Origin of the sequence: Streptomyces durbertensis, from assembly GCF_014156695.1 — a bacterium.
Classification (GTDB): Bacteria; Actinomycetota; Actinomycetes; order Streptomycetales; family Streptomycetaceae; genus Streptomyces; species Streptomyces durbertensis.
The window spans coordinates 1-24649 of record NZ_WMLF01000023.1 but is presented as its reverse complement, the minus strand read 5'-3'; the positions used below and the strand labels follow the sequence as shown (position 1 = coordinate 24649).

The window sequence follows — 24649 nt, the reverse complement described above, 5'->3', positions numbered from 1 at the left end:
TGCGGTGAAGGCGCGGGCCGGGCCGGTGTCGGCGTAGGGCACGAGCCGCTCGCGGAACGCGGACAGGTAGTCGTGGCCGCGCCCCGACCGCAGTCCGCCGAGTAGTTCGACGGCCTGGCCGGCCGCGTGGCAGGCGTGTTCGACGTCGCGCCGCCGTAGGCGCGCGTCCGCGAGGAGCAGCAGGTCGATGGCCCTGCGGCGGGCGCGTTTCTCGGGGTGGGCGGCCAGCGCTTCCTCGGCGCGTCTCGCGGCGGGTTCGGGCTGTTCGAGGTCCCGGTGGCAGTGGGCGAGTTCGTCGGCGAGGTAGCCGGCGTCGAAGTGGCTGATCCAGGGTGGGTCGTCGCCGGCGTCGGTGGCGGTCTGGGCGCGTTCGTACGCCGTGAGCGCCCGCCCGGCGGCGAGTTGGCAGGCCCGGGAGTCGCCGAGTTGCGCGTGTCCCCGCGCCTCGGCGGCGTGGAACATCGCCTCGGTGCGGGGGGTCACCCGCCCTTTGGCGCCTTCCTGGGCGGCGCGCGCGAGTTGGGCGATCTCGCGCGGGCTGCCGAGTTCGCCGGCGAGGTGGCTCATGCTCGCGGCGAGCACGTAGCCGCCGTAGGCGCGGTCGCCGGCGGCCTGGGCCAGTCTGAGGGCCTGGATGTAGTAGCGCTGGGCGAGCCCCGGTTGGCCGTTGTCCACGGCCATGTAGCCGGCCAGTTCGGTCAACCGGGCGGCCGCGCCGAAGAGCTCCCGGCCGACCGTGTCTCGGTAGGAGCCGGTGAGCAGCCCGGAGACGACGCTGTTGAGGTAGTGGACGACGACCGGGCGGAGGTGGCCGCTGCCGAAGCGGTGGTCGAGTGCGGAGAGGGCGGCGGTGGTCTCCTCGATGGCGGTGACGTCGGATCGGCCGACGCGGGGGCCGCCGTTGCGGGCGACGGCCTGGTCCGGGGGGCTGATGAGCCAGTCGCGGCTGGGCTCGACGAGTGCGGAGGCGGCCACCGAGCGGCTGGTGAGGAAGTCGCGTTGGCCGACGTCGCTGCGCCACAGTTCGCAGACCTGGTCGACGGCGGCGGGGAGGCCGGTGGCGAAGCCGAGCCCGACTCCGGTGGCGACGCTGCTGCCGTTGGCCATGCCGATCTCGTCGACGGTGACGGTGCGTCCGAGCTTGCGGCCCAGCGCTTCGGCGACGACGGCGGGGGCCCGGCCGCGTGGCTGCTGTCCGCGGAGCCAGCGGGCGACGGACGTCTTGTCGTAGCGCAGGTCGATGCCGTGTTCGGCGCCGACCAGGTTGACCCGGCGGGCCAGTCCGGCGTTGGAGCAGCCGGCCTCCTGGATGAGAGCGCCGAGCCTCTCGTTCGGCTGGCGTGCGATGAGCGGCCTGGCGGCCATGTGACGTCTCTCCCTCGCTGGTGGTGGCGGACGGCATGGGTGGCGCGACCGGCGTCTGCCGCCGCTCGGGCTGCGCTAACTCTGCCCAGCGGAAACGACCCAAACGCACCGAAGGCTGTGAAAGGTGTGAACCCCCCAAACCTTGTGAAAGATGTGAACAGTGTGAATCATGAGGAAGGTTTTGTCTCAACCCAAGAGTGGTAAAGACACCGCCTTTCCTCCCCCTCGCGGGTGATCTTCGACTTTCCGTGCGACCCGGGCATGTGGCTACCCATCCACAGGGGCGCTCGCCACGCGCGCGCCCCCCGCGATGCACCCGTGCGCCCTGCGGCGGGTGAGGCGCAACCCCCGTGCCACACCAGGCCGGGCCAGGGCTGGAACCCACAGTGAGCGACACGCCGGGGAATCCGCCACAGCGGGAAGGTTTTTGCAGCCGTAACCCCCGCCCCCGGCCGCAGTTGTCAAGGGCGTGGAAGAGACCATGGGAGCCCGCGAGGCCACCTCAGAGGGCACGACAACGCCGCAGATTCCCGCTCAGCGCGACGGTGTGGGCATGCTGGAGCACGCCGTCCGCTACGCCAAGGAGCGGGCCTGGGACGTGTTCCCGGGCACCTGGCTGGAAACCGTGGACGGCGTACCGAGGTGCACGTGCGGTGTCGTGCGCTGTGAAGCGCCGGGGGCGCACCCCCGTGACGCGTCCTGGCCGGGTCAGGCCACCGGCAGCGCCACCGCCGCCCGGCGCATGTGGGAGCAGCAGCCCGCCGCCTCGGTGCTGCTGCCGACCGGACGGAGCTTCGACGCCGTCGACGTCCCCGAGATCGCCGGCTGCCTCGCTCTCGCCCGGATGGAGCGGATGGGCCTGGGCATGGGCCCGGTCGCCTGCACCCCCTACGGGCGCATGCTCTTCTTCGTGCTGCCCGGCGCGGCGGCCAAGGTCCCCGACCTGATCCGCAACCAGGGCTGGTCGCCCGGCGCGATCGACCTGACGACCCACGGCGAAGGCGGTTGGGTGGCCGCGCCGCCGACCAGGGTGGGGGCACGCGGCTCCGTCCAGTGGGTGCGGCAGCCGAACGCCGTCAACCGCTGGCTCCCGGACGCCGAGGAGGTCATCCCGCAGCTCGCGTACGCGTGCGGTCGTGAGGCCGCCGCGGCCCGCGGCCACTGAACGCCCCACCGGGCGGCGGCGGATGACGCGCCCCCGCCACCGCCCGGTAAGTCGGTTGCCCCGCCGGCGGGCACCGCAGCATGATCGGTCGCCATGACCGAACCAACCCACGCGCACCGCCCCGCCGGCCGTCCGGTCGCCCTGGTGACCGGGGTGGGCCGGACGGTCGGCATCGGCGCGGGCATCGCCGAACGACTGGCCGCCTCCGGCTGGGACGTCGCCTTCACCTACTGGCGGGCCTACGACACCCGCATGCCCTGGGGTGCCGAGGAGGACGCGGCGGACCGCGTCACCGCGACGCTGGCCGGGCGGGGGGCGGCGACCGTCGCCGTCGAGGCGGACCTCACCGATCCCGGGGCCCCGGCCCGTGTCTTCGACGAGGTCGGGCGGCGGCTCGGCGGTGTCACCGCGCTGGTCATGTGCCACGCGGAGTCCGTCGACTCCGGTCTGCTCGACACCACCGTGGAGAGCTTCGACCGGCACTTCGCCGTCAACGCCCGGGCGAGCTGGCTGCTGGTCCGCGAGTACGGACTGCGGTACGCGGGAGGGCACGGCGCCGGCCGGATCGTCGCCCTGACCAGTGACCACACCGCGGGCAACCTGCCGTACGGCGCGAGCAAGGGCGCGCTGGACCGCATCACCCTGGCGGCGGCGCGGGAGCTCGCGCACCTCGGCGTCACGGCCAACGTGATCAACCCCGGCCCGGTCGACACCGGTTGGATGGACGACGGGCTGCGGGAGCAGCTGGCCGGGCAGACTCCGCTCGGGCGTCTGGGCACGCCCCGCGACACCGCCCACCTCGTGGACTTCCTCTGCTCACCCGAAGGGCAGTGGGTCAACGGCCAGCTGCTGATGAGCAACGGCGGCCTGGTCTGAGCGGCCTGGCCTGAGGCACCGGGCAGCCGGCCACCCGGCCCCCGGCGCGTCAGCCCGGCATCACCTCGTGGAGGAAGCACTCCACGGCGTCCTGCCAGACGTCCGGTTGGTCGTAGTGGATGAGGTGGCCGGCGCCGTCCACCTCCGCGTAGCGGCCCCTCGGCAGGACCCGCACCATCTCCTGCGCCTCCGCACGGCCGAGTTCGCCGTCGAGGCCACGGATGACAAGGGTCGGGCAGCGGACCTGCGTCAGCTCCTCCCAGTGCGCGTCGTGCACCCACGTCTCCCGCGCCGTGAGCATCTGACGGCGGGAGAAGACGGGGCGCCAGCCGTCCGACCGCTCGGCCATCACCTCGGCGTAGAACTCGCCGCGCGCCCGGCTCGGCCGCTCCAGGATCGGGTCCTCCTCGCCGAACCATCTTCGGACGTCGCCCAGCGTGGCGAACGGCAGCGGCCAGGAGCGGAACCAGCTCTCCCATTCGCGCTGCGACCGCTCCCCGAGTGCGGAGGCGCGCATGTCGGCGATGACCACGGCCCGCACCAGGTCCGGGCGGCGGGCGGCGAGCTGCCAGGCCGTCAGGGCCCCCATGGCGTGCCCGATCAGCGCGACGGGACCGAGGGCGAGCTGCTCGACGGCCGCCTCGGCGTCCGCCACGAACGCGTCCCGGTCGTAGGGCCCTTCGACGGGCTTGTCGCTGCGGCCGTGGCCGCGCTGGTCGAGCGCGACGGCGCGGTAGCGGGCGGAGAGCCGCCGCGCGGTACGCGCCCAGTGCGAGGCGCGCCCCATCAGGCCGTGCAGCAACAGCACGCCGCTGGCGTGTCGTTCATCCGCGCCGGCCGGCCCGCCGACCAGCCCGCCCGGTGCGCCGTCCTTCGGTGGATCACCGAACTCCCAGGCCGCCAGCCGCACTCCGCCCAGCCCCGTGACATCCGTCCGCCGCATCATGCCGCCGGCACCCCCAGCCCTTTTCCGTTCCGTTGTAGGCGATCCGACAGGCCCCGACCAGAGCCGCCGCGTCAGATCCGCCCGGACCCGGCACGCGGAACCGGGCGAGGACCCGATACCAGGGACCCGATACCAGCACGGTATCGAACCTCCATTCGAACAAAGGGTCGCGCGCGGGAATACCCCTCGTTCGAGTGACACCGCTCCCGGGTTGGCCGACCCCGGCGAGGAAAGACATGGGTCGGGGACGGGCGCACGCGACACCGGGCACACGGGAGGGAGGTGGCGGAGGAAGGTGCGGCGCGCCCGGAAGGGAAGGCGGTCCGGAGAGCTCGGGGTTCCGTACCGCCGCAGGAGGGGGCACGGTAGAGCGGAGCCCCGGCGGTCACCGCCGGGGCCCGCGCCGCACAGCCGGTCAGCCGGTCGTCGACCATGGCACCCTCCCGCCGCATATGCGCCCAGCGACCCCAGCGACAGGGTGGCACGCCATGGGCCGGGATAGTGTGATTTCCCGCCAACTACGCCAGAGTGGCGCAAGATTGACCGTACAATCGCGCCGCTCGGGCGCGTTCAGCCGGTGCGCGGCACTCCGCGTGACACGTCAACGCGCCCCACCAGCACACCGGACCGGCGCGGCCCACCAGCACGCCCACCGGCGGCCCGGGGTCAGCGCTTGGCGACAAAGACGTGGGAGGCGACCTCCGGGAGGAGTTCGGCGCTCTCCCCGCCGCTGCCCACCTGCACACCGCCGCCCGCGCCGGCCGTCACCGTGACGACCGACCCCGGCTGCACCCCGGCGCGCCGCAGCGTGTACATCAGCTGCGCGTCCGTCTGGATCGGCTCGCCGATACGGCGCACCACCACCGTCTTGCTGTCCCCGTCGGTCTCCAGGTCGGCCAGGCTGACCATCGCGTCGTCGAGGAAGGGGTCGGCCTCGCCCTTCTCGCCCAGCTCGTCCAGACCGGGGATCGGGTTGCCGTACGGGGACTCCGTCGGGTGCCGCAGCAGCTCCAGCACGCGCCGCTCGACGGCCTCGCTCATCACGTGCTCCCAGCGGCAGGCCTCGGCGTGCACCTGCTCCCACTCCAGGCCGATCACGTCGACGAGCAGGCATTCCGCCAGCCGGTGCTTGCGCATCACCCGGGTGGCGAGCGTCCTTCCCTCGGCGGTCAGCTCCAGGTGGCGGTCGCCGGCCACCCGCACCAGCCCGTCGCGCTCCATGCGCGCGACCGTCTGGCTGACCGTGGGCCCGCTCTGGTCGAGGCGTTCCGCGATGCGGGCGCGCATGGGGACAACGCCTTCCTCCTCCAGCTCCAGGATGGTGCGGAGGTACATCTCGGTGGTGTCGATGAGTCCGGACATGCGTGCCCCTCGTCAGCTCGTGCGGTGGCCCTCACACAATTCTGACGCATGGCACCGACAGCGGGCGCCGCGCATGCCGGCTCAGCGCCGGTAGAAGACGCGGTCCGCGTTCTCCGCCAGGACCCGCTCGTTCCACTCCGTGCCGCCGTCCACGTTGCCCGAGCGCAGCAGCGGCGGCTCCACGCCGCGCGCCGCCAGCTCCCCGGCGGCCGCCGCGATCACCGCCTGGAGCAGCGCGCTGATCACCACCGTGGAGGCGGGCGCGAAGGGCGCCGGGATGTCGGGGCTCGTCAGGACGGTGTCGCCGACGGGTACGTGGTTGTCGAGCACCACGTCGCAGTGGTCCTTGAGGAAGGTGCCCGAGGAGTGGCGGGAGGTCGTGCCGACGGCGTACGCGAGCGAGGTCACGCCGATGACGTGCAACCCGCACTCGCGGGCGTGCCGGGCCATCTCCACCGGCAGCGCGTTGCGGCCGGAGAGGGAGATGACGATCAGCACGTCCCCGGCGCGCGCCGGACTGTGGTCGAGCACCGCGGTGGCCAGCCCGTCGACGCGCTCCAGGGCGCTGCCGAGGGTGGCCGGCGCCTCCACCCCGACCGCGCCGGGGACCGGCAGCAGGTTGACCACCGCCAGGCCGCCCGCGCGGTACACCAGGTCCTGGGCGGCGAGCGCCGAGTGGCCGGCGCCGTAGGCGAAGACCCGCCCGCCGGCGGCGACACGCTCGGCGACCAGCGCGGCGGCCCGCGAGATCGGCTCCGCCTCCTCGTCCCGCACCAGGGCGAGCAGTTCGATGGCGCGGTCGAAGAACCGGTCGGCAAGCTCGTTCTCGCTCATCCGGCTCACGTTAGTGGTCTGGACCACACTCGTTCAAGCAAACGGGCGAGGGGAAGCCGGCCGAGAGTTCCCGCCGGCCGCGGCACTCCGCGGCCGGGCTGCGCCTCAGCGGTCGCCCGTGGCCCTCGCCAGGTCGACGGCGGCGGCGACCCGGGCGGCGACGTCCTCGGCGTACCGGGTGTCGGCCTGGTCGAACGGCAGCCGGGAGGCGCCGCGCAGATAGGTGAGCACGCCCAGCGTGCGGCCCCGGCTGCGCAGGACCGAGCAGAGTCCGTGCGCGGTGTCGGCCGGCCAACCGCGTGCCTCGGCCCAGCCGGGGATCGGCGTGCCGCCGACGCTGGTGCGCAGCGAGCCGCCGCGGTCGACGGCCTGCGCGGCGGGATGGGTCTCCCCGTACGGCAGCGGGATGCCGCTCAGCGGGCACGGCGCGCCGTGCCCCGGCGGCGGCGCCGGGCTGTGCGCGGCCCGCACCAGCCGGTCGCCCGCGCACAGGTCGAGCAGGGCGTGGTCGGCGAAGCCGGCCAGCGTGAACTCCAGGTAGAGCCCGGCGCCCTCCATCGGGTCCTCGCAGTCGGCCGCCGCGCGCGCCGCGCGGTTCAGCTGGCCGTCCCGGAAGCGGGTCCTGGTGGCCCGCTGCTCGGCCAGTTTGGCCTCCGTGACGTCCTGGAAGATCCAGGCGACGCCGAGCGGCACCGGCTCCTCGGCCAGCGGCGAGGCGAGGCGGACGAAGCCGCTGCGCAGGCAGCGGCGGCGGGACGGGCCGGCACCGGGGCCGGCCGGGGAGAGCGTGTCGTTCCCGTGGTCGCCGCCGGCGCGCAGTGACACCCACAGATCGGCGGGGGCTGGCGAGGGGCCCTCGGCGAGCACGTGCTGCAGGGCGCTCTCGACCTCCTCCACGCCCTGGTCGAGCACGTCGCCGAGCGGTCGGCCGAGCAGGGCCGCGCGGCCCATGCGGACGGTGCGCACGGCACGGGTGTTGGCGACCGCGGGACGGAGGTCGGCGTCGATGATCAGTACGCCCCACGAGCCGTTGCCCAGCAGCGCCTCGCTCAGCGCGATGGAACGTTCCAGGTCGATCTGGGTGTGCACCTCGCTGAACGCGCAGTACAGGCCGGCCGGGCGGCCGTCGGCGTCCCGCACCCCGGCGGACTGGGTGCGCACCAGCACCCGCCGGCCGTCCTTGGTGACCAGCGCGAACTCGTGCACCCGGCGGCCCGGTGAGCGCATCGCGCCCAGCAGTGTGGCGGCGACCTCGTCGGCGTCGGCGCTGCGCACGGCCCAGCCGCCCAGCCCGCGCCGGCCGACGGCGTCCCGCGCGGACCAGCCGAGGATGCGTTCGGCCTCGCGGTTCCAGTGGGTGACGACCCCGTCGGCGTCGAAGGCGCACAGGGCCGCGTCCATGCCGTCCAGCAGGGCGGCGAGCAGCACCTCGTCGCCCGCCCCCGCCGGTGTCCGGGCCTCACCGGCCCCCGGCGGGGACGCGGGTGGGGCCCCCGTCCGGTCGCCGGTTCCGGCCCCGGGTCCGGCCCCGGTTCCGGAGCCGGGCTGGGCCTCGGGTTGGGTTTCGGGTTGAGCAGCCATCCGGCACCCCCGCTCGACACTGCCGCCCCACCGCCGAGCGGCGGTGAGGACACACCCGATCATTCAACGCCAAGGTGACCTGAGACACAGTCTCTTCGGCCAAATCGTTGCGGGCCCGAGACGCGGACGGCACGACGGTGACCCGGCCGGGACAGGCCGGGAGCGGCGCCGACGCAGGAGCCGAGGGCAGAGGCTCAGGGGCAGAGGCGTTCCACCGTCCAGCCGGCCTCGGTGCGGCGGTAGCGCAGCCGGTCGTGCAGCCGGTTCTCCCGGCCCTGCCAGAACTCCACCGTCTCGTGCACCACCCGGTAGCCGCCCCACTGCGGCGGGGCCGGCACGTCCTCCTCGCCCTCGGGGTAACGGGCGGCCAGCCCGGCGTAGAGGGCGTCCAGCTCCTCGCGGGAGGCGACCGTGGAGGACTGCTCGCTGGCCCAGCAGCCCAGCTTGGAGCCGTGCGGGCGGGAGCGGAAGTAGGCGATGGTCTCGGCCCGGCCGACCGGTGTGGCGCGGCCGGTGACGATCACCTGGCGGGCGATGCCGTGCCAGGGGAAGAGCAGCGAGACGTACGGGTTCTCGGCGATCTCCCGGCCCTTGCGGGAACCGTAGTTGGTGAAGAAGACAAAGCCGTCGGTGCCGTACTGCTTGAGCAGGACGGTCCGCGAGCTGGGCCGGCCGTGGGCGTCGGCCGTGGACAGGACCATCGCGTTCGGTTCGTGCAGTCCGCTCTCCGCGGCGTGGTGGAACCAGCGGTCGAACTGCTCGACGGGATCGTCGGCGAGGTCCTTCTCCAGGAGCCCCTTGGCGCGGTAGCGGGCGCGCATCGTGGCGGGGTCGAGTTCCCGGCGGGCGCGGTGCGCCTCGGGGGAGTCAGCGGTGATGTCGACGGGGGCGGCTGCGTGGGTCTCGTCTGACTGGGACACGGGCATATCTTGCAGCATCGCCTTCCCCACCGGTGGGCGAGTCTGCCCGTTCCAGGTGCTCCGTACACCTGCGGGGCGGGATCGGCGCAGTGTGCCGCTCATCACGCTTCCGCGCATGTGACGAAAACGCCAAAATCACCGGTGGGAACGATGTCGTGTCGGCACAGCACGCACTATCGTTTGCCACCGCCCGGGCCGGGTGACCCCGCCCCGCCCGTCGGCCCGAACAGGGCCACCCCCGGATCACGGCCAAGCGCCGGCCACCGCCTCCGACCTCGCGGCTGCCGGACGACGCCGAAAGCTGACCTGAAGGAGCCGCCTGATGTCCGACTTCGTACCCGGACTCGAAGGAGTCGTCGCGTTCGAGACGGAGATCGCCGAACCCGACAAGGAGGGCGGCTCGCTCCGCTACCGAGGAGTGGACATCGAGGACCTGGTCGGCCGGGTGTCCTTCGGCAACGTCTGGGGCCTGCTGGTGGACGGCGGCTTCAAGCCGGGCCTGCCGCCGGCCGAGCCGTTCCCGATCCCGGTGCACTCCGGCGACATCCGGGTCGACGTGCAGTCGGCGCTCGCGATGCTGGCGCCGGTGTGGGGTCTGAAACCGCTGCTGGACATCGACGAGAAGCAGGCGCGTGACGACCTGGCGCGCGCCGCCGTCATGGCGCTGTCCTACGTCGCCCAGTCCGCCCGCGGCCAGGGCCTGCCGATGGTGCCGCAGCGGGAGATCGACAAGGCGGAGACGGTCGTCGAGCGCTTCATGCGCCGCTGGCGCGGCGAGCCCGACCCCAAGCACGTCAAGGCCGTCGACGCCTACTGGACGTCGGCCGCCGAGCACGGCATGAACGCCTCGACGTTCACCGCCCGGGTCATCGCCTCCACCGGCGCGGACGTCGCCGCGGCGCTGTCCGGCGCGGTCGGCGCCATGTCGGGCCCGCTGCACGGCGGCGCGCCCTCCCGGGTGCTCGGCATGATCGAGGAGATCGAGCGCGAGGGCGACGCCACCGCGTACGTCAAGCGGCAGCTCGACAAGGGCGAGCGGCTGATGGGCTTCGGCCACCGCGTCTACCGCGCCGAGGACCCCCGGGCCCGGGTGCTGCGGCGGACCGCCAAGGAGCTGGGCGCGCCGCGCTTCGAGGTCGCCGAGGCGCTGGAGAAGGCGGCGCTGGCGGAGCTGCAGGCGCGTCGCCCGGACCGGGTGCTGGCGACGAACGTCGAGTTCTGGGCGGCCATCGTCCTGGACTTCGCCGAGGTCCCGGCGCACATGTTCACCTCAATGTTCACCTGCGCCCGCACGGCCGGCTGGTCGGCGCACATCCTGGAGCAGAAGCGGACGGGCCGGCTGGTGCGCCCCTCCGCCCGCTACATCGGCCCGGGCTCGCGCGACCCGCGCGAGCTGGACGGCTTCGACGAGATCACCCTGCGCTGAGCGCACGACTGGCGCGGCGGGGTGCCTCCCGGGACCCCGTCTGCGTCAGTCCGCCAGCTGGGCGCGGACGATCGCGGCCCACTGGGCGACGACGCGCTCCCGGCGGGCCTCGTCGTCGGTGAGCAGGTTGGCCAGCCCCAGGCCGCGGGCCATGTCCAGCAGGCCCTGCACGGTCTCCCGCACGCCCGGCCGGCTCTCGTCGGCGCCGAGCAGTTCGACGGCCATGCGGTGGGTCTCGCGGCCGATGCGCGCCTCCAGCGCGGTGACCCGGTCGCCGAGCTGCGGCTCGTTCGAGGCGGCCACCCACAGGTGCAGGGCGGCGCGGAACAGCGGCCCGGTGAACAGGCCGACAAGCGTGGCCACCGCCTCGCGGGTGCCGGCGGGGCGCGGCAGCCGCCGCAGCGCCGCCGAGCGTTCCTCGGCGACGTACTCGACGGCGGCCGTGAACAGGTCCTCCCGGGTCGGGAAGTGGTGCTGCGCGGCGCCGCGCGAGACGCCGGCGTGTTCGGCGACGACGCTGACCGTGCTGCCCGACCAGCCGCGTTCGGCCAGGCACGTCACCGCGGACTCCAGCAGCCGGGCCCGGGTGAGCCGGCTGCGGTCCTGTTTGGGAGTGGTCACCGCGCCCAAGGTGGATCCCGTCGTTCGAGGAAGGCCGTCATGCCCTCGCGGGCCTCGGCGGTGCCGAAGAGCCGCGCGGACAGTGCCACGAGACTATCGGCGTCCCGTTCGAAGGTCCGCCGCACCTCGGCGGTGACCAGGCGTTTGGCCTCGGTGAGCGCGCCGGGCGCGCAGCGGCGCCAGGCGTCGGTGACGGGTTCCAGCGCGGTGTCGACGTCGGTGTGCCAGTCGGTGAGCAGGCCGGCCCTGGTGGCCTGTTCGGCGTCGAAGACCTCCCCGGTGAGGTAGTAGCGGGAGGCCGCGCGGGGTTCCAGGCGGGGCAGCAGCGGGAGCGAGATCACCGCCGGGGCGACCCCGATGCGCACCTCGCTGAAGGCGAACCGGGACGCCGCTCCGGCGACGGCCACGTCGCAGGCGCCGACGAGGCCGAGCCCGCCGCCGCGCGCGTGCCCGTCGACGCGGGCGGCGACCGGTTTGGGCAGCTCCACCAGGGTGCGCAGCAGTTCGACCAGGGCGGCCGGGGTGGCCGCCGGGTCGGTGAGGTCGGCGCCGGCGCAGAAGGTGTTGCCGGTGTGGGTGAGCACCACCGCCCGCACCTCGGGCGCCTCGCCCGCCGCCGTCAACTCCTCGGTGAGCGCGCGCATCAGGGTGCTGGACAGCGCGTTGCGGTTGGCCGGGGAGTCGAGGGTGAGGGTGCGGACGCCGCGCTCGTCGGCGCGCCGGACGGGTGCGGTCATGGTGGTGTCCTGCCTTCCGCTGGGAGGAGTCGGGCTGCGGCTCAGTAGGACTTGGGCAGGCCGAGGGACGAGTGGGAGACGTAGTTGAGGATCATCTCCCTGCTGACGGGCGCGATGCGGGCCACCCGGGCGGCGTTGAGCAGGGCCGCCAGGCCGTACTCGGTGGTGAGGCCGTTGCCTCCGAGGGTGTGCACTGCCTGGTCGACGGCCTTCAAACCGGCCTCCGCGGCCGCGTACTTGGCCATGTTGGCGGCCTCGCCGGCGCCGACGTCGTCGCCCGCGTCGTAGAGCTGGGCGGCCTTGCGGGTCATCAGCCCGGCCAGTTCCAGCTCGATGTGCGCCTGCGCCAGCGGGTGGGCGACGGCCTGGTGGGCGCCGATGGGCTGCTGCCACACCGTGCGGGTCCGGGCGTAGTCGACGGCCTGGCCCAGCGCGTACCGGCCCATGCCGAGCGCGAACGCGGCGGTCATGATCCGCTCGGGGTTGAGGCCGGCGAAGAGCTGGAGCAGCCCGGCGTCCTCCTCCCCCACCAGGGCGTCCGCCGGCAGCCGGACGTCGTCGAGGACCAGCTCGAACTGCTTCTCGGGGGCCTGGAGTTCCATCGGGATCGGGTGCCGCTGAAAGCCGGGGGTGTCGCGGTCGACGATGAACAGACACGGCTTGAGCCGACCGGTGCGGGCGTCCTCGGTGCGTCCGACGATGAGCGTGGCGTCGGCGATGTCGACACCCGAGATGAAGACCTTGCGGCCGGTGAGCAGCCAGTCCGTGCCGTCGCGTCGCGCGGTGGTGGTGATGCGGTGCGAGTTGGAGCCGGCGTCGGGCTCGGTGATGCCGAACGCCATCTTCCGGCTGCCGTCGGCGAGTCCGGGAAGCCAGTGGGCGCGCTGCTCGTCCGTGCCGAAGCGGGCGATGACCGTCCCGCAGATCGCCGGCGACACCACCAGCATCAGCAGTGGACACCCGGCGGCCCCCAACTCCTCCAGCACGATCGCGAGTTCGGTGACGCCCTGGCCGCCTCCGCCGTACTGCTCGGGGAGGTTGACGCCGAGGTAGCCGAGCTTGCCGGCCTCGCGCCACAGTTCGTCGGTGTGCTTGCCCTCGGCGGTCACGCGCTGGAAGTAGGCGCGGCCGTACCGGGCGCCGAGGGCGGCCACGGCGGCGCGCAGGTCGCGCTGCTCGGTGGTCTCCAGCAGGGCCTGGCCGGCGGATGTCGCAGGCGCTTCGGTCATGGCGTCGGGCTCCTTCGGTTCGGGACGGCGGTGCGCGGGCGGTGGAACGTTCGCGGGCGGTGGCCGCGGTGCACGGACGGTGGTGCGGTGCGCGGGCCGTTCACGCCCCGGCCGGCGGCTCGCCGACAACAACGGCCAGCAGTGCGCCGACCTCGACCTGGCTGCCGGGACGGACGTCGAGCCTGGTGAGTGTTCCGGCGGCGGGCGCCCGGACCTGGTGTTCCATCTTCATCGCCTCCAGCCACAGCAGCGGCTGGCCGGCGGTCACGGCGTCGCCCACCGCGAGGCCGTCGGCGATCCGGGTGACGGTGCCGGGCATGGGTGCCAGCAGCGAGCCCGGCTCGACCTCGGCGGCGCGCTCGGGAAAGCGCGGCAGCGCGGTGAGCGCCCAGGACCCGGTCGCGCCGTCGACGTACACCCGGTCGCCGTACCGTGCGACGTCGAACCCCCGCCGTACACCTTCCACTTCCAGCACGACCCGGACCGGTGTGTGGCTCAGCAGCCGCACGGCGGGGTGCGCTGCTGCGTGCAGCCCGCCCCGGTCGAGGTGGTAGGCGACCTCCAGTTCCTCGCCGTCCGGCTCGGCGCGGTAGCGCTTGTGCTGCGGCGCCGAGCGCAGGTTGCGGAAGCCGCCGAACCGGGAGCGGCCCGCCGCGTCGGCCACGGCGGCGACCAGCGCCGCGAGCGTGCGGCCGGCGGGCCGGGTCCCGGCGAGTTCCGGCAGGTGGCGGTCGTAGAAGCCGGTGTCCATGCGGCCGGCGGCGAACTCGGGGTGGCGGAGGGTGCGGACGAGCAGCTCCCGGTTGGTGACGGGGCCGTGCACGTGGGCGCGGTCCAGGCAGTCGGCGAGCCTGCGTACGGCCGCGGCCCGGTCGGGCGCCCAGGCGATCACCTTGGCGAGCATCGGGTCGTAGTGGGCGGTGACGGTGTCCCCGTCGTTGACGGCGGAGTCCAGGCGGACATCGGGCAGTCGGGGAAGCGTGAGGCGGTGCACCACGCCGGTCTGCGGCCGCCAGCCGGCGGCCGGGTCCTCCGCGTACAGCCGTGCCTCGACGGCGTGCCCGTGAGCCTCCGGCGGCCGCGCGGGAAGCCGCTCACCCTCGGCCACGCGTAGTTGCAGCGCCACCAGGTCGACGCCGTACACGGCCTCGGTGACGGGGTGCTCGACCTGGAGGCGGGTGTTCATCTCCAGGAAGTACGGCCGGCCCTCGCCGTCGAGCAGGAACTCGACGGTCCCGGCGCCGGTGTAGCCGACGGCACGCGCGGCCCGTTCCGCCGCGTCCGCGAGCGTCTTCCGCTGCTCGTCGCTGAGCCCGGGCGCGGGTGCCTCCTCGATGACCTTCTGGTGGCGGCGCTGCACCGAGCAGTCCCGGGTGCCCAGCGTCCACACCGTGCCGTGATGGTCGGCGAGCACCTGCACCTCGACGTGCCGGCCGCGCTCCACGTACGGCTCGACGAAGACCTCGCCGTCCCCGAACGCGGCCGCGGCCTCCCGGGTCGCCGCCGCCAACTCGGCCTGCAGCGAGTCGATTTCGCGGACGACGCGCATGCCGCGTCCGCCGCCGCCGGCGGCCGCCTTGACCAGCAGCGGCAGGTCGGCGGAGGCGGCCTTCTCCGGCGCGAGAGGTTCGAGCAGCGGCACGCCCGCCTCGCGCATCAGCTCCTTGGCGCGGGTCTTGACGGCCATGGCCTCCATCGCCGCCGGGGTGGGGCCGACCCACACCAGCCCGGCGTCCAGCACGCGCCGGGCGAAGTCGGCGTTCTCGGAGAGGAAGCCGTACCCGGGGTGGACCGCGTCGGCGTCCGCCGCCAGCGCGGCGTCCACCAGCAGCTCGGGCCGGAGGTAGGTGTCGGCGGGAGCGTCGCCCGGCAGGCGGACGGCGGCGTCGGCCTCCCTGGCGTGCGCGGCGTCGGCGTCCGCGTCGGAGTACACGGCGACGGTGCGCACGCCCAGTTCACGGCAGGTGCGGAAGATGCGCCGCGCGATCTCGCCGCGGTTGGCGACCAGCAGACTGTGGATCGTCATCACGTTCGCCCCTCACATCCGGAAGACGCCGAAGCCGCCGCGCGCGCCGGCGACGGGCGCGGTGTGGATCGCGGACAGGCAGAGTCCGAGCACGGTCCTGGTGTCCCTGGGGTCGATGACGCCGTCGTCGTAGAGCCGCCCGGAGAGGAACATCGGCAGCGACTCCGCCTCGATCTGCTGCTCCACCATCGCGCGGAGGGCGGCGTCCGCGTCCTCGTCGTAGGGATGCCCCTTCGCGGCGGCGGACTCGCGCATCACGATCGACAGCACCCCGGCGAGCTGCTGCGGGCCCATCACCGCCGACTTGGCGCTCGGCCAGGCGAACAGGAACCGGGGGTCGTAGGCGCGGCCGCACATGCCGTAGTGCCCGGCGCCGTAAGAGGCGCCCAGCAGCACCGACAGATGCGGCACCTTCGAGTTGGAGACGGCGTTGATCATCATCGCGCCGTGCTTGATGATGCCGCCCTGCTCGTACTCGGTGCCGACCATGTAACCGGTGGTGTTGTGCAGGAACAGCAGCGGCACGTCCCGCTGGTTGGCGAGCTGGATGAACTGCGTGGCCTTCTGCGACTCCTCGCTGAACAGCACGCCGCGCGCGTTGGCGAGCACCCCGACGGGGTAGCCGTGCAGCGCGGCCCAGCCGGTGACGAGGCTGGTGCCGTAGCGCGGCTTGAACTCGTCGAAGTCCGAGTCGTCGACGATCCGGCCGATCACCTCGCGGGGGTCGAACGGTGTCCGCAGGTCGCCGGGGACCACGCCCAGCAGCTCCTCCGGGTCGTGCCTCGGTGGCTCGGCGGGCGGCGGATCGGGCTGTGCCTTCCGCCAGTTGAGGCGGGCGACGACGCGGCGGGCCCGGTGCAGGGCGTCCGGCTCGTCCTCCGCGAGGTGGTCGGCGAGGCCGGACGTGGCGGCGTGCATCTCCGCTCCGCCCAGCTCCTCGTCGTCGGCCTCCTCGCCGGTGGCCATCCGCACCAGCGGCGGCCCGCCGAGGAACACCTTGGAGCGTTCCCTCACCATGATGACGTGGTCCGACATGCCGGGCACGTAGGCGCCGCCCGCCGTGGAGTTGCCGAAGACGACGGCGATGGTCGGGATGCCGGCCTCGGACAGCCGGGTGAGGTCCCGGAACAGCGCGCCGCCGGGTATGAAGATCTCCTTCTGGCTGGGCAGGTCGGCGCCGCCGGACTCCACCAGGGAGATCACCGGCAGCCGGTTGGCGAAGGCGATCTCGTTGGCGCGCAGCGCCTTGCGGAGGGTCCACGGGTTGCTGGCGCCGCCGCGCACGGTCGGGTCGTTGGCGGTGACCAGGCACTCCACGCCCTCCACCACGCCGATGCCGGTGACCAGGGAGGCGCCCACGGTGTAGTCGCTGCCCCAGCCGGCGAGCGGGGAGAGTTCGAGGAACGGGGTGTCCGGGTCGAGCAGCAGCTCGATCCGCTCCCTGGCCGGCAGCTTCCCCCGGTCCCGGTGGCGGCGGACATACTTCTCTCCGCCACCGGAGAGCGCCTTGCCGTGCTCGGCGGCGAGTTCGGCCAGCTTGTCGAGCATCGCCGCGCGGTTGGCCGTGTACTCGGGGCCGCCGGTGTCGAGCGCGGTGGGCAGGACGGTCACAACAGCTCCTCCGGGACGTCCAGTTCGCGGGCCCGCAGCCACTCGCCCAGCGCCTTGGCCTGCGGGTCGAAGCGGGCCTGGCTGGCGACGCCCTCGCCGAGCAGGCCCTCGATGACGAAGTTCAGCGCCCGAAGGTTCGGCAACACGTGCCTGGTGACAGGCAGTTCGGCGGTCTCCGGCAGCAGTTCGCGCAGCCTGGCGACGGTGAGGGTGTGGGCGAGCCAGCGCCAGCCCGGTTCGTCGCGCGCCCACACGCCGAGGTTGGCGTTCCCGCCCTTGTCGCCGCTGCGGGCCCCGGCCACCAGGCCGAGCGGCGCCCGACGGGTGGGCCCGGACGGGGGCGGCGCGGGCAGCGGCGGCTCGGGGACGGACTCGGGGACAAGCGTCTTCGACGGGGGCGCCACGGGCTGCCGCCGCCCGCCTGGCAGCACGGCGGTGTGCGGAACGTCCGCCGCCGGCACGTACGCGCTCGCGAAGACGCCGTAGGGCGCGGCGTTCCCCGGCGGCGCCGTGAGGTGGAAGCCGGGGTAGCTCGCCAGCGCCAGCTCCACCGCCGCCGCGCCGACCGCCCGTCCGACCCGTTCGGCGTCGCTGTCGCGCACCACGAGCCTCAGCAGGGCGCTCGCCTCCTCCTGCCCGGCGGCGTCGCGGTGGTCGGTGCGCGCCAACGTCCAGCGCATCTCTGCCGGTTCACGTCCCCGCAGGGCGTCGCAGAGCTGCGCCTTCACCAGCTCGGCCTTGCGCTCGACGTCCAGTCCCGTGAGGACGAAGACCACCTCGTTGCGGTGACCGCCGAGCCGGGTCAGCCCGACCTTCAGCGTCGGCGGCGGTGCCTCGCCGCGCACCCCGCTGATCCGCACCCGGTCCGCGCCCTGCTGGTCGAGCCGCACGGTGTCGAGCCGCGTGGTGACGTCGGGACCGAGGTAGCGCGCGCCGTCCGTCTCGTAGAGGAGTTGGGCGGTGACCGTGCCGACGGTCACCGCACCGCCCGTTCCCGGGTGCTTGGTGATGACGCTGCTGCCGTCGGCGTGGATCTCGGCGAGCGGGAAGCCGGGGCGGAGGGGGTCGGATATCTCGTCGAGAAAGGCGTAGTTGCCGCCGGTCGCCTGGGTGCCGCACTCCAGGACGTGCCCGGCGGCGGTGGCCCCGGCGAGCGCGTCCCAGTCGTCGTCCGCCCAGCCGTGGTGTGCGGCGGCGGCGCCGCTGACCAGCGCGGCGTCGCAGACCCTTCCGGTGATCACCACGTCCGCGCCCTCCCGCAGGCAGGCGGCGATGCCGGCGCCGCCGAGGTAGGCGTTGGCGGTGAGCACGCCGGCGCCCCAGTCCCGCCCGCTGAGGTCGTCCCCTTCGACGTGCGCCACCCGGACCGGCACACCGAGGCGTCGCGCCAACTCGCGTACGGCTTCGGCGAGTCCGGCAGGGTTGAGCCCGCCGGCGTTGCTGACCAGCCGGACGCCGCGCTCGTGTGCCAGCCGCAGACCGTGTTCCAGCTGTCGCGGATACGTCTTCGCGTAGCCGCGGGACGGGTCCTTCAGCCGGTCCCGACCGAGGATGAGCATGGTCAGCTCGGCCAGGTAGTCGCCGGTCAGGACGTCGAGCGGTCCCCCGGTGAGCATCTCGGCGAGGGCGTCGAAGCGGTCGCCGTAGAAGCCGGAGGCGTTCCCGATGCGGAGCACGCCGGTCCTCCCTTGTTGGAGTCGGCGTCAGCGTGGCACGCCCGCCAGGAACAATCAAGCACGCCTGCATGTTTTTCGCTGGCAACGGCCTGTTCCCTCCCTCAGCCCTGACTCACTTAGGGCCACGGAGTTGCCGAAACAGCATCACTTTTTGCGATCCGCCGCAGACCAGCCGCACGGTGGGCGGCATGGACAACTTCGACATGACCTTCGGCATGACAGAAGCCGGCGACCGCACCTGGGACGTCGTGGTGGTCGGCGGCGGTGCGGCCGGCCTCTCCGCCGCCCTCAACCTGGCCCGCGTCCGCCGGTCGGTGCTCGTGATCGACTCGGGCGAGCCCCGCAACGCCCCGGCCGTGGACGCCGGCGTCCACGGAATCCTCGGCCGCGACGGGATCTCCCCGCTGGAACTGCTGCGGCGGGGACGCGAGGAGGTCAGCTCCTACGGCGGCCGGGTCGTCCCGGGCCGGGTCACCGGCGTCCACCGGGACGACACGGCGTTCGCGGTCACCACCGAGGACGGACACCGGGTGCGGGCCCGCAGGCTCCTGGTGACCGCCGGCCTGGTCGACGAGCTGCCCGCCGTGCCCGGACTGGCCGAGCGGTGGGGCCGCGACGTACTGCACTGCGTGTACTGCCACGGGTGGGAGGCGCGCGACCAGGCGATCGGCGTCCTGGGCACCTTCCACCAGGCACAGCTGTTCAGCCGGATGTCCGACGACGTCACGCTGTTCCGGCACACCGGCCCGGAGCTCACGGAAGAGCAGTGGGAGCAACTCGCCGCGCTGGGCGTCGCCGTGGTCGACGGCGAGGTCACGGGCCTGGAGATCGACGAAGCCGACCGGCTCGCCGGAGCACGGCTGGCGTCGGGAGTCGTGGTGCCGGTGCGGGAACTGGTGGTCACCCCGCGGTCCGTCGCCCGCACCGGCTTCCTCGACGACCTCGGCGTGACGGTCCGGGAACACCCCATGGGAGTGGGAGAGCATCTCCAGGTCGACGCGTCGGGCTTCACCGGCGTACCCGGCGTGTGGGCAGCCGGCAACGTCACCGACCTGATGGCGGGTGTCCCGGTCGCCATGGCTGCCGGCATCACGGCGGCCGCCGCCGTCCACCGGGACCTGGTCATGGCCGAAACCGAGGCCGCCGTCTCCCGCAGGACGGCCGCGGGGTGAGGTGCCGCCCGCCCTGGCGGCGGGAGCTCAGGGGGTGCGGGCCCTGAGGTGGGCCCGCTCACCCTGATGCCCGAAGAGGACGAGGAGTTCGACGGCACGGTTGTCGTCGGGGCCGAGCCAGTGCGGCACGTGGGTGTCGAACTCGGCGGCCTCGCCCGGCTTCAGCACCAGGCGCTGGTCTCCCAGCAGCAGACGCAGCCGGCCGGCCAGCACGTACAGCCACTCGAAGCCCTCGTGCGTCGCCAACTCCGGCTCCACCTCGGGCCTGGGCGGGATGAGGAGCTTGTGCGCCTGCACGCCGCCGGGCTGGCTGAGCGGCACATAGGTCAGGCCGTCCCGGGTCACCGGACGCAGGTGGATGCGCGGGTCCCCGGTTCGGGGCGCGCCCACCAGGTGGTCCAGCGGTACGGCGTAGACCTCGGCGAGCGGCAGCAGCAGTTCCAGGGTCGGCTTGCGCTGCCCGCCTTCGAGCCGGGACAGCGTGCTCTCGTTGATCCCGGTCCGCGCGGAGAGGTCGGCCAGGGTGAAGCCGCGTCGCCGCCGAAGCTCGCGCAACCGGGGCCCGACCGCCTCCAAAACGTCCTTGCTCGTCCCGTGCATCTCCCCAGCTTGCCGAATCGGCAAGAACCTTTGCAACCGGTGGGCCCCGGGGCGCACCGTCGACACAGCGGGCCGACGCCGTCGCCCCGCCCACCCTCACTCGGAACAGCCAAGGAGCCGCACCCATGCGCACCCACACCGACTCGACGACGTTCTGGGAGAACCACTACTCCGGCCTCGATGCCCGACTCGGAACAAAGCCCAACGCCGTCCTGGAAGACGTACTCGCCACCCTCGCCCCCACCCCCGGCACCGCACTGGACCTGGGCTGCGGCCACGGCGGCGACGCGCTCTGGCTCGCCGCCCACGGCTGGGACGTCACCGCCGTCGACGTCTCCCGGACCGCGCTCGACCGGGTCGCCGAGGGGGCCCGGGACCGCGGCGTGGCCGACCGCGTCCACCCGGCACGTCACGACCTGGCCGAAACCTTCCCCACGGGCCGCTTCGACCTGGTCAGCGCCGCCTACTTCCACACGCCGCTGGACATCCCCCGCACCCGGGTGCTGCGCCGCGCCGCCGAGTCCGTGGCCGACAGCGGCCTGCTGGTCATCGTGGAGCACGCCTCGGTCGCCCCCTGGTCCTGGCAGACCGGCGAGGACGTCCGCTTCCCCACCCCCGAGCAGGTCCTCGCCTCCCTGGAACTGGAGGACGACGGCTGGCACGTCGAGCGCTGCCACGCACCGCAGCGCGTCGCCACCGGCCCGCAGGGCCAGACCGCGACCGTCACCGACAACATCCTCGCCCTCCGCCGCACCCCCTGACCGGCATCTGGCACTCCGGCGTTCAGCGCGGAAGATGCTCGGCAAGGACCTCGGCGAGGTGTCGGCTGCGGACGTCGGCGAGCTGGCCCAGCTGCGTGCGGCAGGAGTAGCCGTCCGCGAGGACCACCGCCGAGGAGTCGGCAGCCCGCACCGCCGGCAGCAGGACGTCCTCCGCACAGGCCTTCGAGACCTCGAAGTGCCCCTTCTCGAAACCGAAGTTGCCCGCCAAGCCGCAGCAGCCTGCCACCAAGTCGCCTTGCAGGCCCGCTCGTTCGCGCAGCCGCCGCTCGGCGGCGTCGCCGAGGACGGCGTGCTGGTGGCAGTGGGTCTGGCCGGTCACCGGGCGGTCGACGCGCGGCGGCTCCCAGTCCGGCGCGTACAGCTCGATGGTCTCCGCGAACGTCCTGACCAGACGCGCGAGTTGCCGGGCCCGCGGGTCGTCCGGCAGCAGTTCGGGCAGGTCGGTGCGGAGGGCGGCGGCGCACGGCGGTTCCAGGACCGTGACGGGCAGCTCCGCGCGGATCGCCGGTTCCATCCGGTCGAGTGTGCGGCGCATCGTCGCGCGCGCCCGGTCGAGTTGGCCGGTGGAGACGTACGTCAGTCCGCAGCAGACCTGCCGCGGCGGCACCGCGATCCCCAGCCCCGCGTCGTTCAGCACCGCCACGGCCGCCGAACCGGCCTCGGGTGAGAGGTAGTTGGTGAAGGTGTCGGGCCAGAGCGCCACCCTCCCGCCGTCCGGCTGACGGCGGCGGTCCGGCTGCGCCCGCCACCACCGGGTGAACGGCACGGGCGCCAGCGGTGGGATCGCACGTTCGGGCGCGATGCCGCCGAGCCGCTTGGCGAGCGCGGCCAGCGGCGGCACGCCCGCCGCCGCGTTCAGCGCCGGCGCCGCACGCAGGGCGTCCGCCAGCCGCAGCCAGCGCGGCAGGCCGCCCATGCTGTGGTGGGCGGCCGGCCGGCGCCGGCCCTTGTAGTGGTGGTGCAGGAACTCCGCCTTGTAGGTCGCCATGTCGACACCCACGGGGCAGTCGCTGCGGCAGCCCTTGCAGGAGAGGCACAGGTCAAGCGCTTCCAGCACCTCGGGCGAGCGCCAGCCGTCGGTCACCACCTCGCCGGCCAGCATCTCGTGCAGCAGCCGCGCCCGGCCGCGCGTGGAGTGCCGTTCCTCGCCGGTGGCCCGGAACGAGGGGCACATCACGTTCGGCCCGGCGGCGGTGTCGCGGCACTTCGCGACGCCCACGCAGCGCCGCACGGCCGCCGAGAAGTCGCCGCCGTCGTGCGGGTAGGCGTACTCGGTGACCACCGGCTCCTTGGGCAGCACGGCAAAGCGCAGGTTGTCGTCGAGCCGGGCGGGTCGGACCAGGATGCCGGGGTTCAGCCTGCCCGCCGGGTCCCACAGGTCCTTGAACCGGCCGAAGAGGCCGACGAGTTCGGGACCGTACATGGCCGGGAGCAGCTCCGCCCTGGCCTGCCCGTCGCCGTGCTCGCCGGACAGCGAGCCGCCGTGCGCGACGACCAGGTCCGCCAACTCCGTGGAGAAGCGGCGGAAACGGGCCACCCCGTCGCGGGAGAGGAGATCGAAGTCGATGCGTACGTGGATGCAGCCGTCGCCGAAGTGCCCGTACGGCAGTCCGCGCAGGCCGTGCTCGGCCATCAGCGCGCGGAAGTCCCGCAGGTAGGCGCCGAGTCTGGCCGGCGGTACGGCGCAGTCCTCCCAACCGGGCCACGCCTCGCTGCCGTCCGGCATCCGGGTGGCCGTGCCGGAGGCGTCCTCCCGCACCCGCCACAGCGCCCGTTGGGCGGCGGACTCGGTGAGCACGGTGGAGTCGGTGACGCCGTCGGCGGCCGCGCGGCGCAGTTCGTCGGCGGCGGCCTCGGCGGCGGCCGGGTCCGTCCCGCCGACCTCCACGAACAGCCAGGCGCCGCCGCGTGGCAGCAGCAGCCGGGCGGCGTCGCTGACCAGGTCGTCCGCCATGCCCTCCACGGTCAGCGGGCCGAACCGCAGCAGCCGCGGCGCGGCCTCGGCCGCCGCCGTCTCGTCCGGGTAGCCGAGCACCGCCAGCACCCGGGCGGCGGGCGGCTCGACCAGGGTGACGGTCGCCTCGGTCAGCACGCCGAGCGTGCCCTCGCTGCCGGTGAACGCCCGCGCCCAGTTCTCGCCCTTCTCCGGCAGCAGCTCGTCCAGCGCGTAGCCGGAGATGCGGCGAGGCAGGTCGGGGAAGCCGGTGCGCAGCCGGGCCAGTTCCTCCCGCACCAGCGCGCGGGCCGGGTCGCGCAGGCCCGCCGGCACGTCGTCGCCGCCTGGGGCGAGCCGCACCCGTTCGCCGCCGTAGGTGAGCACGTCGAGCGCACGCACGTTGTCGGCGGTCGTCCCCCAGGCGACGGAGTGCGAGCCGCACGAGTTGTTGCCGACCATGCCGCCGATCGTGCAGCGGCTGTGGGTGGAGGGGTCGGGACCGAAGGTCAGCCCGTGGCGGGCGGCGGCCCGGCGGAGGTCGTCCCACACCACGCCCGGTTGGACGACCGCCCGGCCGGCCTCCGGTTCGAGCGAGACGATCCGGTTCATGTGCCGGGTGAAGTCCAGCACCACGCCGGTTCCGGTGGCCTGCCCGGCGATGCTGGTGCCGCCGCCGCGCGGCACCACCGGCGTGTCGTGCGCGCGGCAGACCGCGAGCGCGGCCGCCACGTCCTCCGCGTCACGCGGCGCCACCACCCCCACCGGCACCCGCCGGTAGTTGGACGCGTCCATCGTCATCAGCGCGCGGCTCGCCGCGTCGAACTCGACGTCCCCGCGCACGCTCCTGCGTAGCTCAGCTGCCAGCTCCATCCCTCCACCCTGCACCCTGCGGGCCGGCGGCGCCGACAGCACACACGGACCGCGCTACGCGAGCGGAAACGGCACTCCATGCTCCTCCTCCGGATGCGGACCGCGGATGCGCCGCTCGGCCGCCGCGCGCGGCGGAGGGGCGGCGAGAAGGCCCGCGTCAGCGGGCCGAGGACGTGGGGCCCGCGCCCGGCGCGGTCAGCAGGAGCCGGGCGAGGCCCGCCTGCGTCGCGGTGAGGGCACGCAGCGCCGGCACGGCGGTGAGCAGCAGCACCACGCCGATGCCCGTGTGCACGCCGACATCCGCGAGCCGCGACGAGGTGCCGAACATCAACTCCGCCAGCCCCACGTTGTCCTCCCCCCGCGGCAGCGACCACGACCACAGCGCGTAGGTCAGCCCTCCGAAACCGCCGATCGTCCACACCGTCGCCACCACAAAGCCGACCACCCGCAGCGGGAAGGCCAGCACCATGTGCAGCAGGTCCCGCCACGCCTGCGGGTCGAGCAGCACGCGAAGGTGGCGCGCCGGCCCGTCGCCGGCCACCCGGCGGTAGACGGGCGCGGGCAGCGGTCTGCCGGTGGTGGACGCCACCCTCCAGCGTTCCGTCGCCGCGAACCAGCGCGCGACGACCAGCGTCCCCACCAGCACCGGCAACCCGATCCAGACGACCACCGTGCCCACCCCGAGCGTGAAGCCGGTCACCGCGAGCACAAAGGCGACGACGCCGATCGGCAGCCCGGCGAGCAGGTAGGCGACGTCGCGCCAGAAACGCCCCGGGGGCGAATCGGCGCGGGTGCGGACGTGCGGTGCGGTGCCGACAAGTGCGGTGGTCTCAGCCATACCCCGAGGCTGTCACCGGCCGCCGCGTGGCTGAAGCCGGCCGGCCACCCGTTGCCGGGTGGGGCTAGCCCCACCC

General features: G+C 74.0%; 20 protein-coding genes. 5 read left to right on the top strand and 15 right to left on the bottom strand.

Annotated elements, in window-relative coordinates; genetic code table 11:
* Positions 1 to 1365: NsdA family TPR-like regulatory protein (locus tag GL263_RS02975; protein ID WP_182853963.1), on the bottom strand; the 1365-nt coding region annotated here is incomplete at its 3' end.
* 481 nt (positions 1366 to 1846) lie between these two features.
* On the opposite strand from GL263_RS02975, the gene GL263_RS02970 reads away from it, so the two are divergent.
* The gene (locus tag GL263_RS02970) at positions 1847 to 2530 is read left to right on the top strand and encodes a bifunctional DNA primase/polymerase (protein ID WP_182853962.1); all 684 of its coding nucleotides are present in this window, start codon (positions 1847 to 1849) and stop codon (positions 2528 to 2530) included.
* Positions 2531 to 2623: 93 nt separating this feature from the next.
* Positions 2624 to 3406, top strand: coding sequence for an SDR family oxidoreductase (locus GL263_RS02965; RefSeq protein WP_182853961.1), 783 nt, complete (start codon positions 2624 to 2626; stop codon positions 3404 to 3406).
* 49 nt (positions 3407 to 3455) lie between these two features.
* Here GL263_RS02965 and GL263_RS02960 read toward each other — a convergent pair whose 3' ends face one another.
* The 5 genes from GL263_RS02960 to pdxH all read right to left on the bottom strand — a co-directional run bounded on the left by GL263_RS02960 (position 3456) and on the right by pdxH (position 8950).
* Entirely contained in the window at positions 3456 to 4352 is an 897-nt protein-coding gene (locus tag GL263_RS02960) for an alpha/beta fold hydrolase (protein ID WP_182853960.1), read from the bottom strand.
* A 666-nt stretch (positions 4353 to 5018) separates the two neighbouring features.
* A complete protein-coding gene (locus tag GL263_RS02955) occupies positions 5019 to 5714 on the bottom strand; it encodes an iron-dependent transcriptional repressor DtxR (RefSeq protein WP_143649802.1) in 696 nt (231 codons plus the stop codon).
* A gap of 81 nt (positions 5715 to 5795) precedes the next feature.
* Complete coding sequence (locus GL263_RS02950) at positions 5796 to 6548, bottom strand: SIS domain-containing protein (protein WP_182853959.1); 753 nt, start codon at positions 6546 to 6548, stop codon at positions 5796 to 5798.
* Between the two features lie 105 nt (positions 6549 to 6653).
* The gene (locus tag GL263_RS02945; protein ID WP_182853958.1) at positions 6654 to 8129 is read right to left on the bottom strand and encodes a PAS domain-containing protein; all 1476 of its coding nucleotides are present in this window, start codon (positions 8127 to 8129) and stop codon (positions 6654 to 6656) included.
* A 194-nt stretch (positions 8130 to 8323) separates the two neighbouring features.
* Positions 8324 to 8950, bottom strand: coding sequence for a pyridoxamine 5'-phosphate oxidase (gene pdxH / locus GL263_RS02940; protein ID WP_438947906.1), 627 nt, complete (start codon positions 8948 to 8950; stop codon positions 8324 to 8326).
* A gap of 421 nt (positions 8951 to 9371) precedes the next feature.
* On the opposite strand from pdxH, the gene GL263_RS02935 reads away from it, so the two are divergent.
* Positions 9372 to 10475 carry a citrate synthase 2 gene (locus GL263_RS02935; protein WP_182853956.1) on the top strand — a complete coding sequence of 368 codons (1104 nt, stop codon included), beginning with the start codon at positions 9372 to 9374 and terminating at the stop codon, positions 10473 to 10475.
* Between the two features lie 45 nt (positions 10476 to 10520).
* Here GL263_RS02935 and GL263_RS02930 read toward each other — a convergent pair whose 3' ends face one another.
* The 6 genes from GL263_RS02930 to GL263_RS02905 form a co-directional block, all read right to left on the bottom strand.
* Entirely contained in the window at positions 10521 to 11105 is a 585-nt protein-coding gene (locus tag GL263_RS02930; RefSeq protein ID WP_182853955.1) for a TetR/AcrR family transcriptional regulator, read from the bottom strand.
* A complete protein-coding gene (locus GL263_RS02925) occupies positions 11093 to 11833 on the bottom strand; it encodes an enoyl-CoA hydratase family protein (RefSeq protein WP_182853954.1) in 741 nt (246 codons plus the stop codon). The genes GL263_RS02930 and GL263_RS02925 overlap by 13 nt, the downstream gene beginning before the upstream one ends.
* 41 nt (positions 11834 to 11874) lie before the next feature.
* Positions 11875 to 13062, bottom strand: coding sequence for an acyl-CoA dehydrogenase family protein (locus GL263_RS02920; RefSeq protein ID WP_182853953.1), 1188 nt, complete (start codon positions 13060 to 13062; stop codon positions 11875 to 11877).
* A gap of 100 nt (positions 13063 to 13162) precedes the next feature.
* Positions 13163 to 15088, bottom strand: a complete 1926-nt coding sequence (locus tag GL263_RS02915) for an acetyl/propionyl/methylcrotonyl-CoA carboxylase subunit alpha (protein WP_182853952.1) — start codon at positions 15086 to 15088, stop codon at positions 13163 to 13165.
* 12 nt (positions 15089 to 15100) lie between these two features.
* Positions 15101 to 16699, bottom strand: a complete 1599-nt coding sequence (locus GL263_RS02910; protein ID WP_182853951.1) for an acyl-CoA carboxylase subunit beta — start codon at positions 16697 to 16699, stop codon at positions 15101 to 15103.
* Positions 16696 to 18375: an acyclic terpene utilization AtuA family protein gene (locus GL263_RS02905; protein ID WP_182853950.1), complete on the bottom strand. Its 1680-nt coding sequence runs from the start codon at positions 18373 to 18375 to the stop codon at positions 16696 to 16698. The genes GL263_RS02910 and GL263_RS02905 overlap by 4 nt, the downstream gene beginning before the upstream one ends.
* A 188-nt stretch (positions 18376 to 18563) precedes the next feature.
* Here GL263_RS02905 and GL263_RS02900 point away from each other — a divergent pair, with 188 nt between their 5' ends.
* Complete coding sequence (locus GL263_RS02900) at positions 18564 to 19547, top strand: NAD(P)/FAD-dependent oxidoreductase (protein ID WP_228456056.1); 984 nt, start codon at positions 18564 to 18566, stop codon at positions 19545 to 19547.
* A gap of 27 nt (positions 19548 to 19574) precedes the next feature.
* Here the strand turns inward: GL263_RS02900 and GL263_RS02895 are convergent, their stop codons facing one another.
* Positions 19575 to 20147, bottom strand: coding sequence for a helix-turn-helix domain-containing protein (locus GL263_RS02895; RefSeq protein ID WP_182853949.1), 573 nt, complete (start codon positions 20145 to 20147; stop codon positions 19575 to 19577).
* A gap of 125 nt (positions 20148 to 20272) precedes the next feature.
* Between GL263_RS02895 and GL263_RS02890 the strand changes: the two genes are divergently transcribed.
* Positions 20273 to 20908 carry an SAM-dependent methyltransferase gene (locus GL263_RS02890; RefSeq protein WP_182853948.1) on the top strand — a complete coding sequence of 212 codons (636 nt, stop codon included), beginning with the start codon at positions 20273 to 20275 and terminating at the stop codon, positions 20906 to 20908.
* Between the two features lie 22 nt (positions 20909 to 20930).
* Here the strand turns inward: GL263_RS02890 and GL263_RS02885 are convergent, their stop codons facing one another.
* Together GL263_RS02885 and GL263_RS02880 are read right to left on the bottom strand one after the other, a co-directional pair.
* Positions 20931 to 23735 (bottom strand): FAD-binding and (Fe-S)-binding domain-containing protein, encoded by a 2805-nt coding sequence (locus tag GL263_RS02885; protein ID WP_182853947.1) that lies wholly within the window; start codon positions 23733 to 23735, stop codon positions 20931 to 20933.
* Between the two features lie 157 nt (positions 23736 to 23892).
* Positions 23893 to 24573, bottom strand: a complete 681-nt coding sequence (locus GL263_RS02880; protein WP_182853946.1) for a sensor domain-containing protein — start codon at positions 24571 to 24573, stop codon at positions 23893 to 23895.
* Positions 24574 to 24649 lie beyond the last annotated feature (76 nt).

Coding starts and splice junctions, on each gene's coding strand:
- GL263_RS02960 (WP_182853960.1), bottom strand. CDS start 4,352: ATGATGCGGCGGACGGATGTCACGGGGCTGGGCGGAGTGCGGCTGGCG.
- GL263_RS02950 (WP_182853959.1), bottom strand. CDS start 6,548: ATGAGCGAGAACGAGCTTGCCGACCGGTTCTTCGACCGCGCCATCGAA.
- GL263_RS02915 (WP_182853952.1), bottom strand. CDS start 15,088: ATGACGATCCACAGTCTGCTGGTCGCCAACCGCGGCGAGATCGCGCGG.
- GL263_RS02885 (WP_182853947.1), bottom strand. CDS start 23,735: ATGGAGCTGGCAGCTGAGCTACGCAGGAGCGTGCGCGGGGACGTCGAG.
- GL263_RS02900 (WP_228456056.1), top strand. CDS start 18,564: ATGGACAACTTCGACATGACCTTCGGCATGACAGAAGCCGGCGACCGC.
- GL263_RS02935 (WP_182853956.1), top strand. CDS start 9,372: ATGTCCGACTTCGTACCCGGACTCGAAGGAGTCGTCGCGTTCGAGACG.
- GL263_RS02890 (WP_182853948.1), top strand. CDS start 20,273: ATGCGCACCCACACCGACTCGACGACGTTCTGGGAGAACCACTACTCC.
- GL263_RS02895 (WP_182853949.1), bottom strand. CDS start 20,147: ATGCACGGGACGAGCAAGGACGTTTTGGAGGCGGTCGGGCCCCGGTTG.
- GL263_RS02970 (WP_182853962.1), top strand. CDS start 1,847: ATGGGAGCCCGCGAGGCCACCTCAGAGGGCACGACAACGCCGCAGATT.
- GL263_RS02955 (WP_143649802.1), bottom strand. CDS start 5,714: ATGTCCGGACTCATCGACACCACCGAGATGTACCTCCGCACCATCCTG.
- GL263_RS02945 (WP_182853958.1), bottom strand. CDS start 8,129: ATGGCTGCTCAACCCGAAACCCAACCCGAGGCCCAGCCCGGCTCCGGA.
- pdxH (WP_438947906.1), bottom strand. CDS start 8,950: ATGCGCGCCCGCTACCGCGCCAAGGGGCTCCTGGAGAAGGACCTCGCC.
- GL263_RS02925 (WP_182853954.1), bottom strand. CDS start 11,833: ATGACCGCACCCGTCCGGCGCGCCGACGAGCGCGGCGTCCGCACCCTC.
- GL263_RS02965 (WP_182853961.1), top strand. CDS start 2,624: ATGACCGAACCAACCCACGCGCACCGCCCCGCCGGCCGTCCGGTCGCC.
- GL263_RS02920 (WP_182853953.1), bottom strand. CDS start 13,062: ATGACCGAAGCGCCTGCGACATCCGCCGGCCAGGCCCTGCTGGAGACC.
- GL263_RS02880 (WP_182853946.1), bottom strand. CDS start 24,573: ATGGCTGAGACCACCGCACTTGTCGGCACCGCACCGCACGTCCGCACC.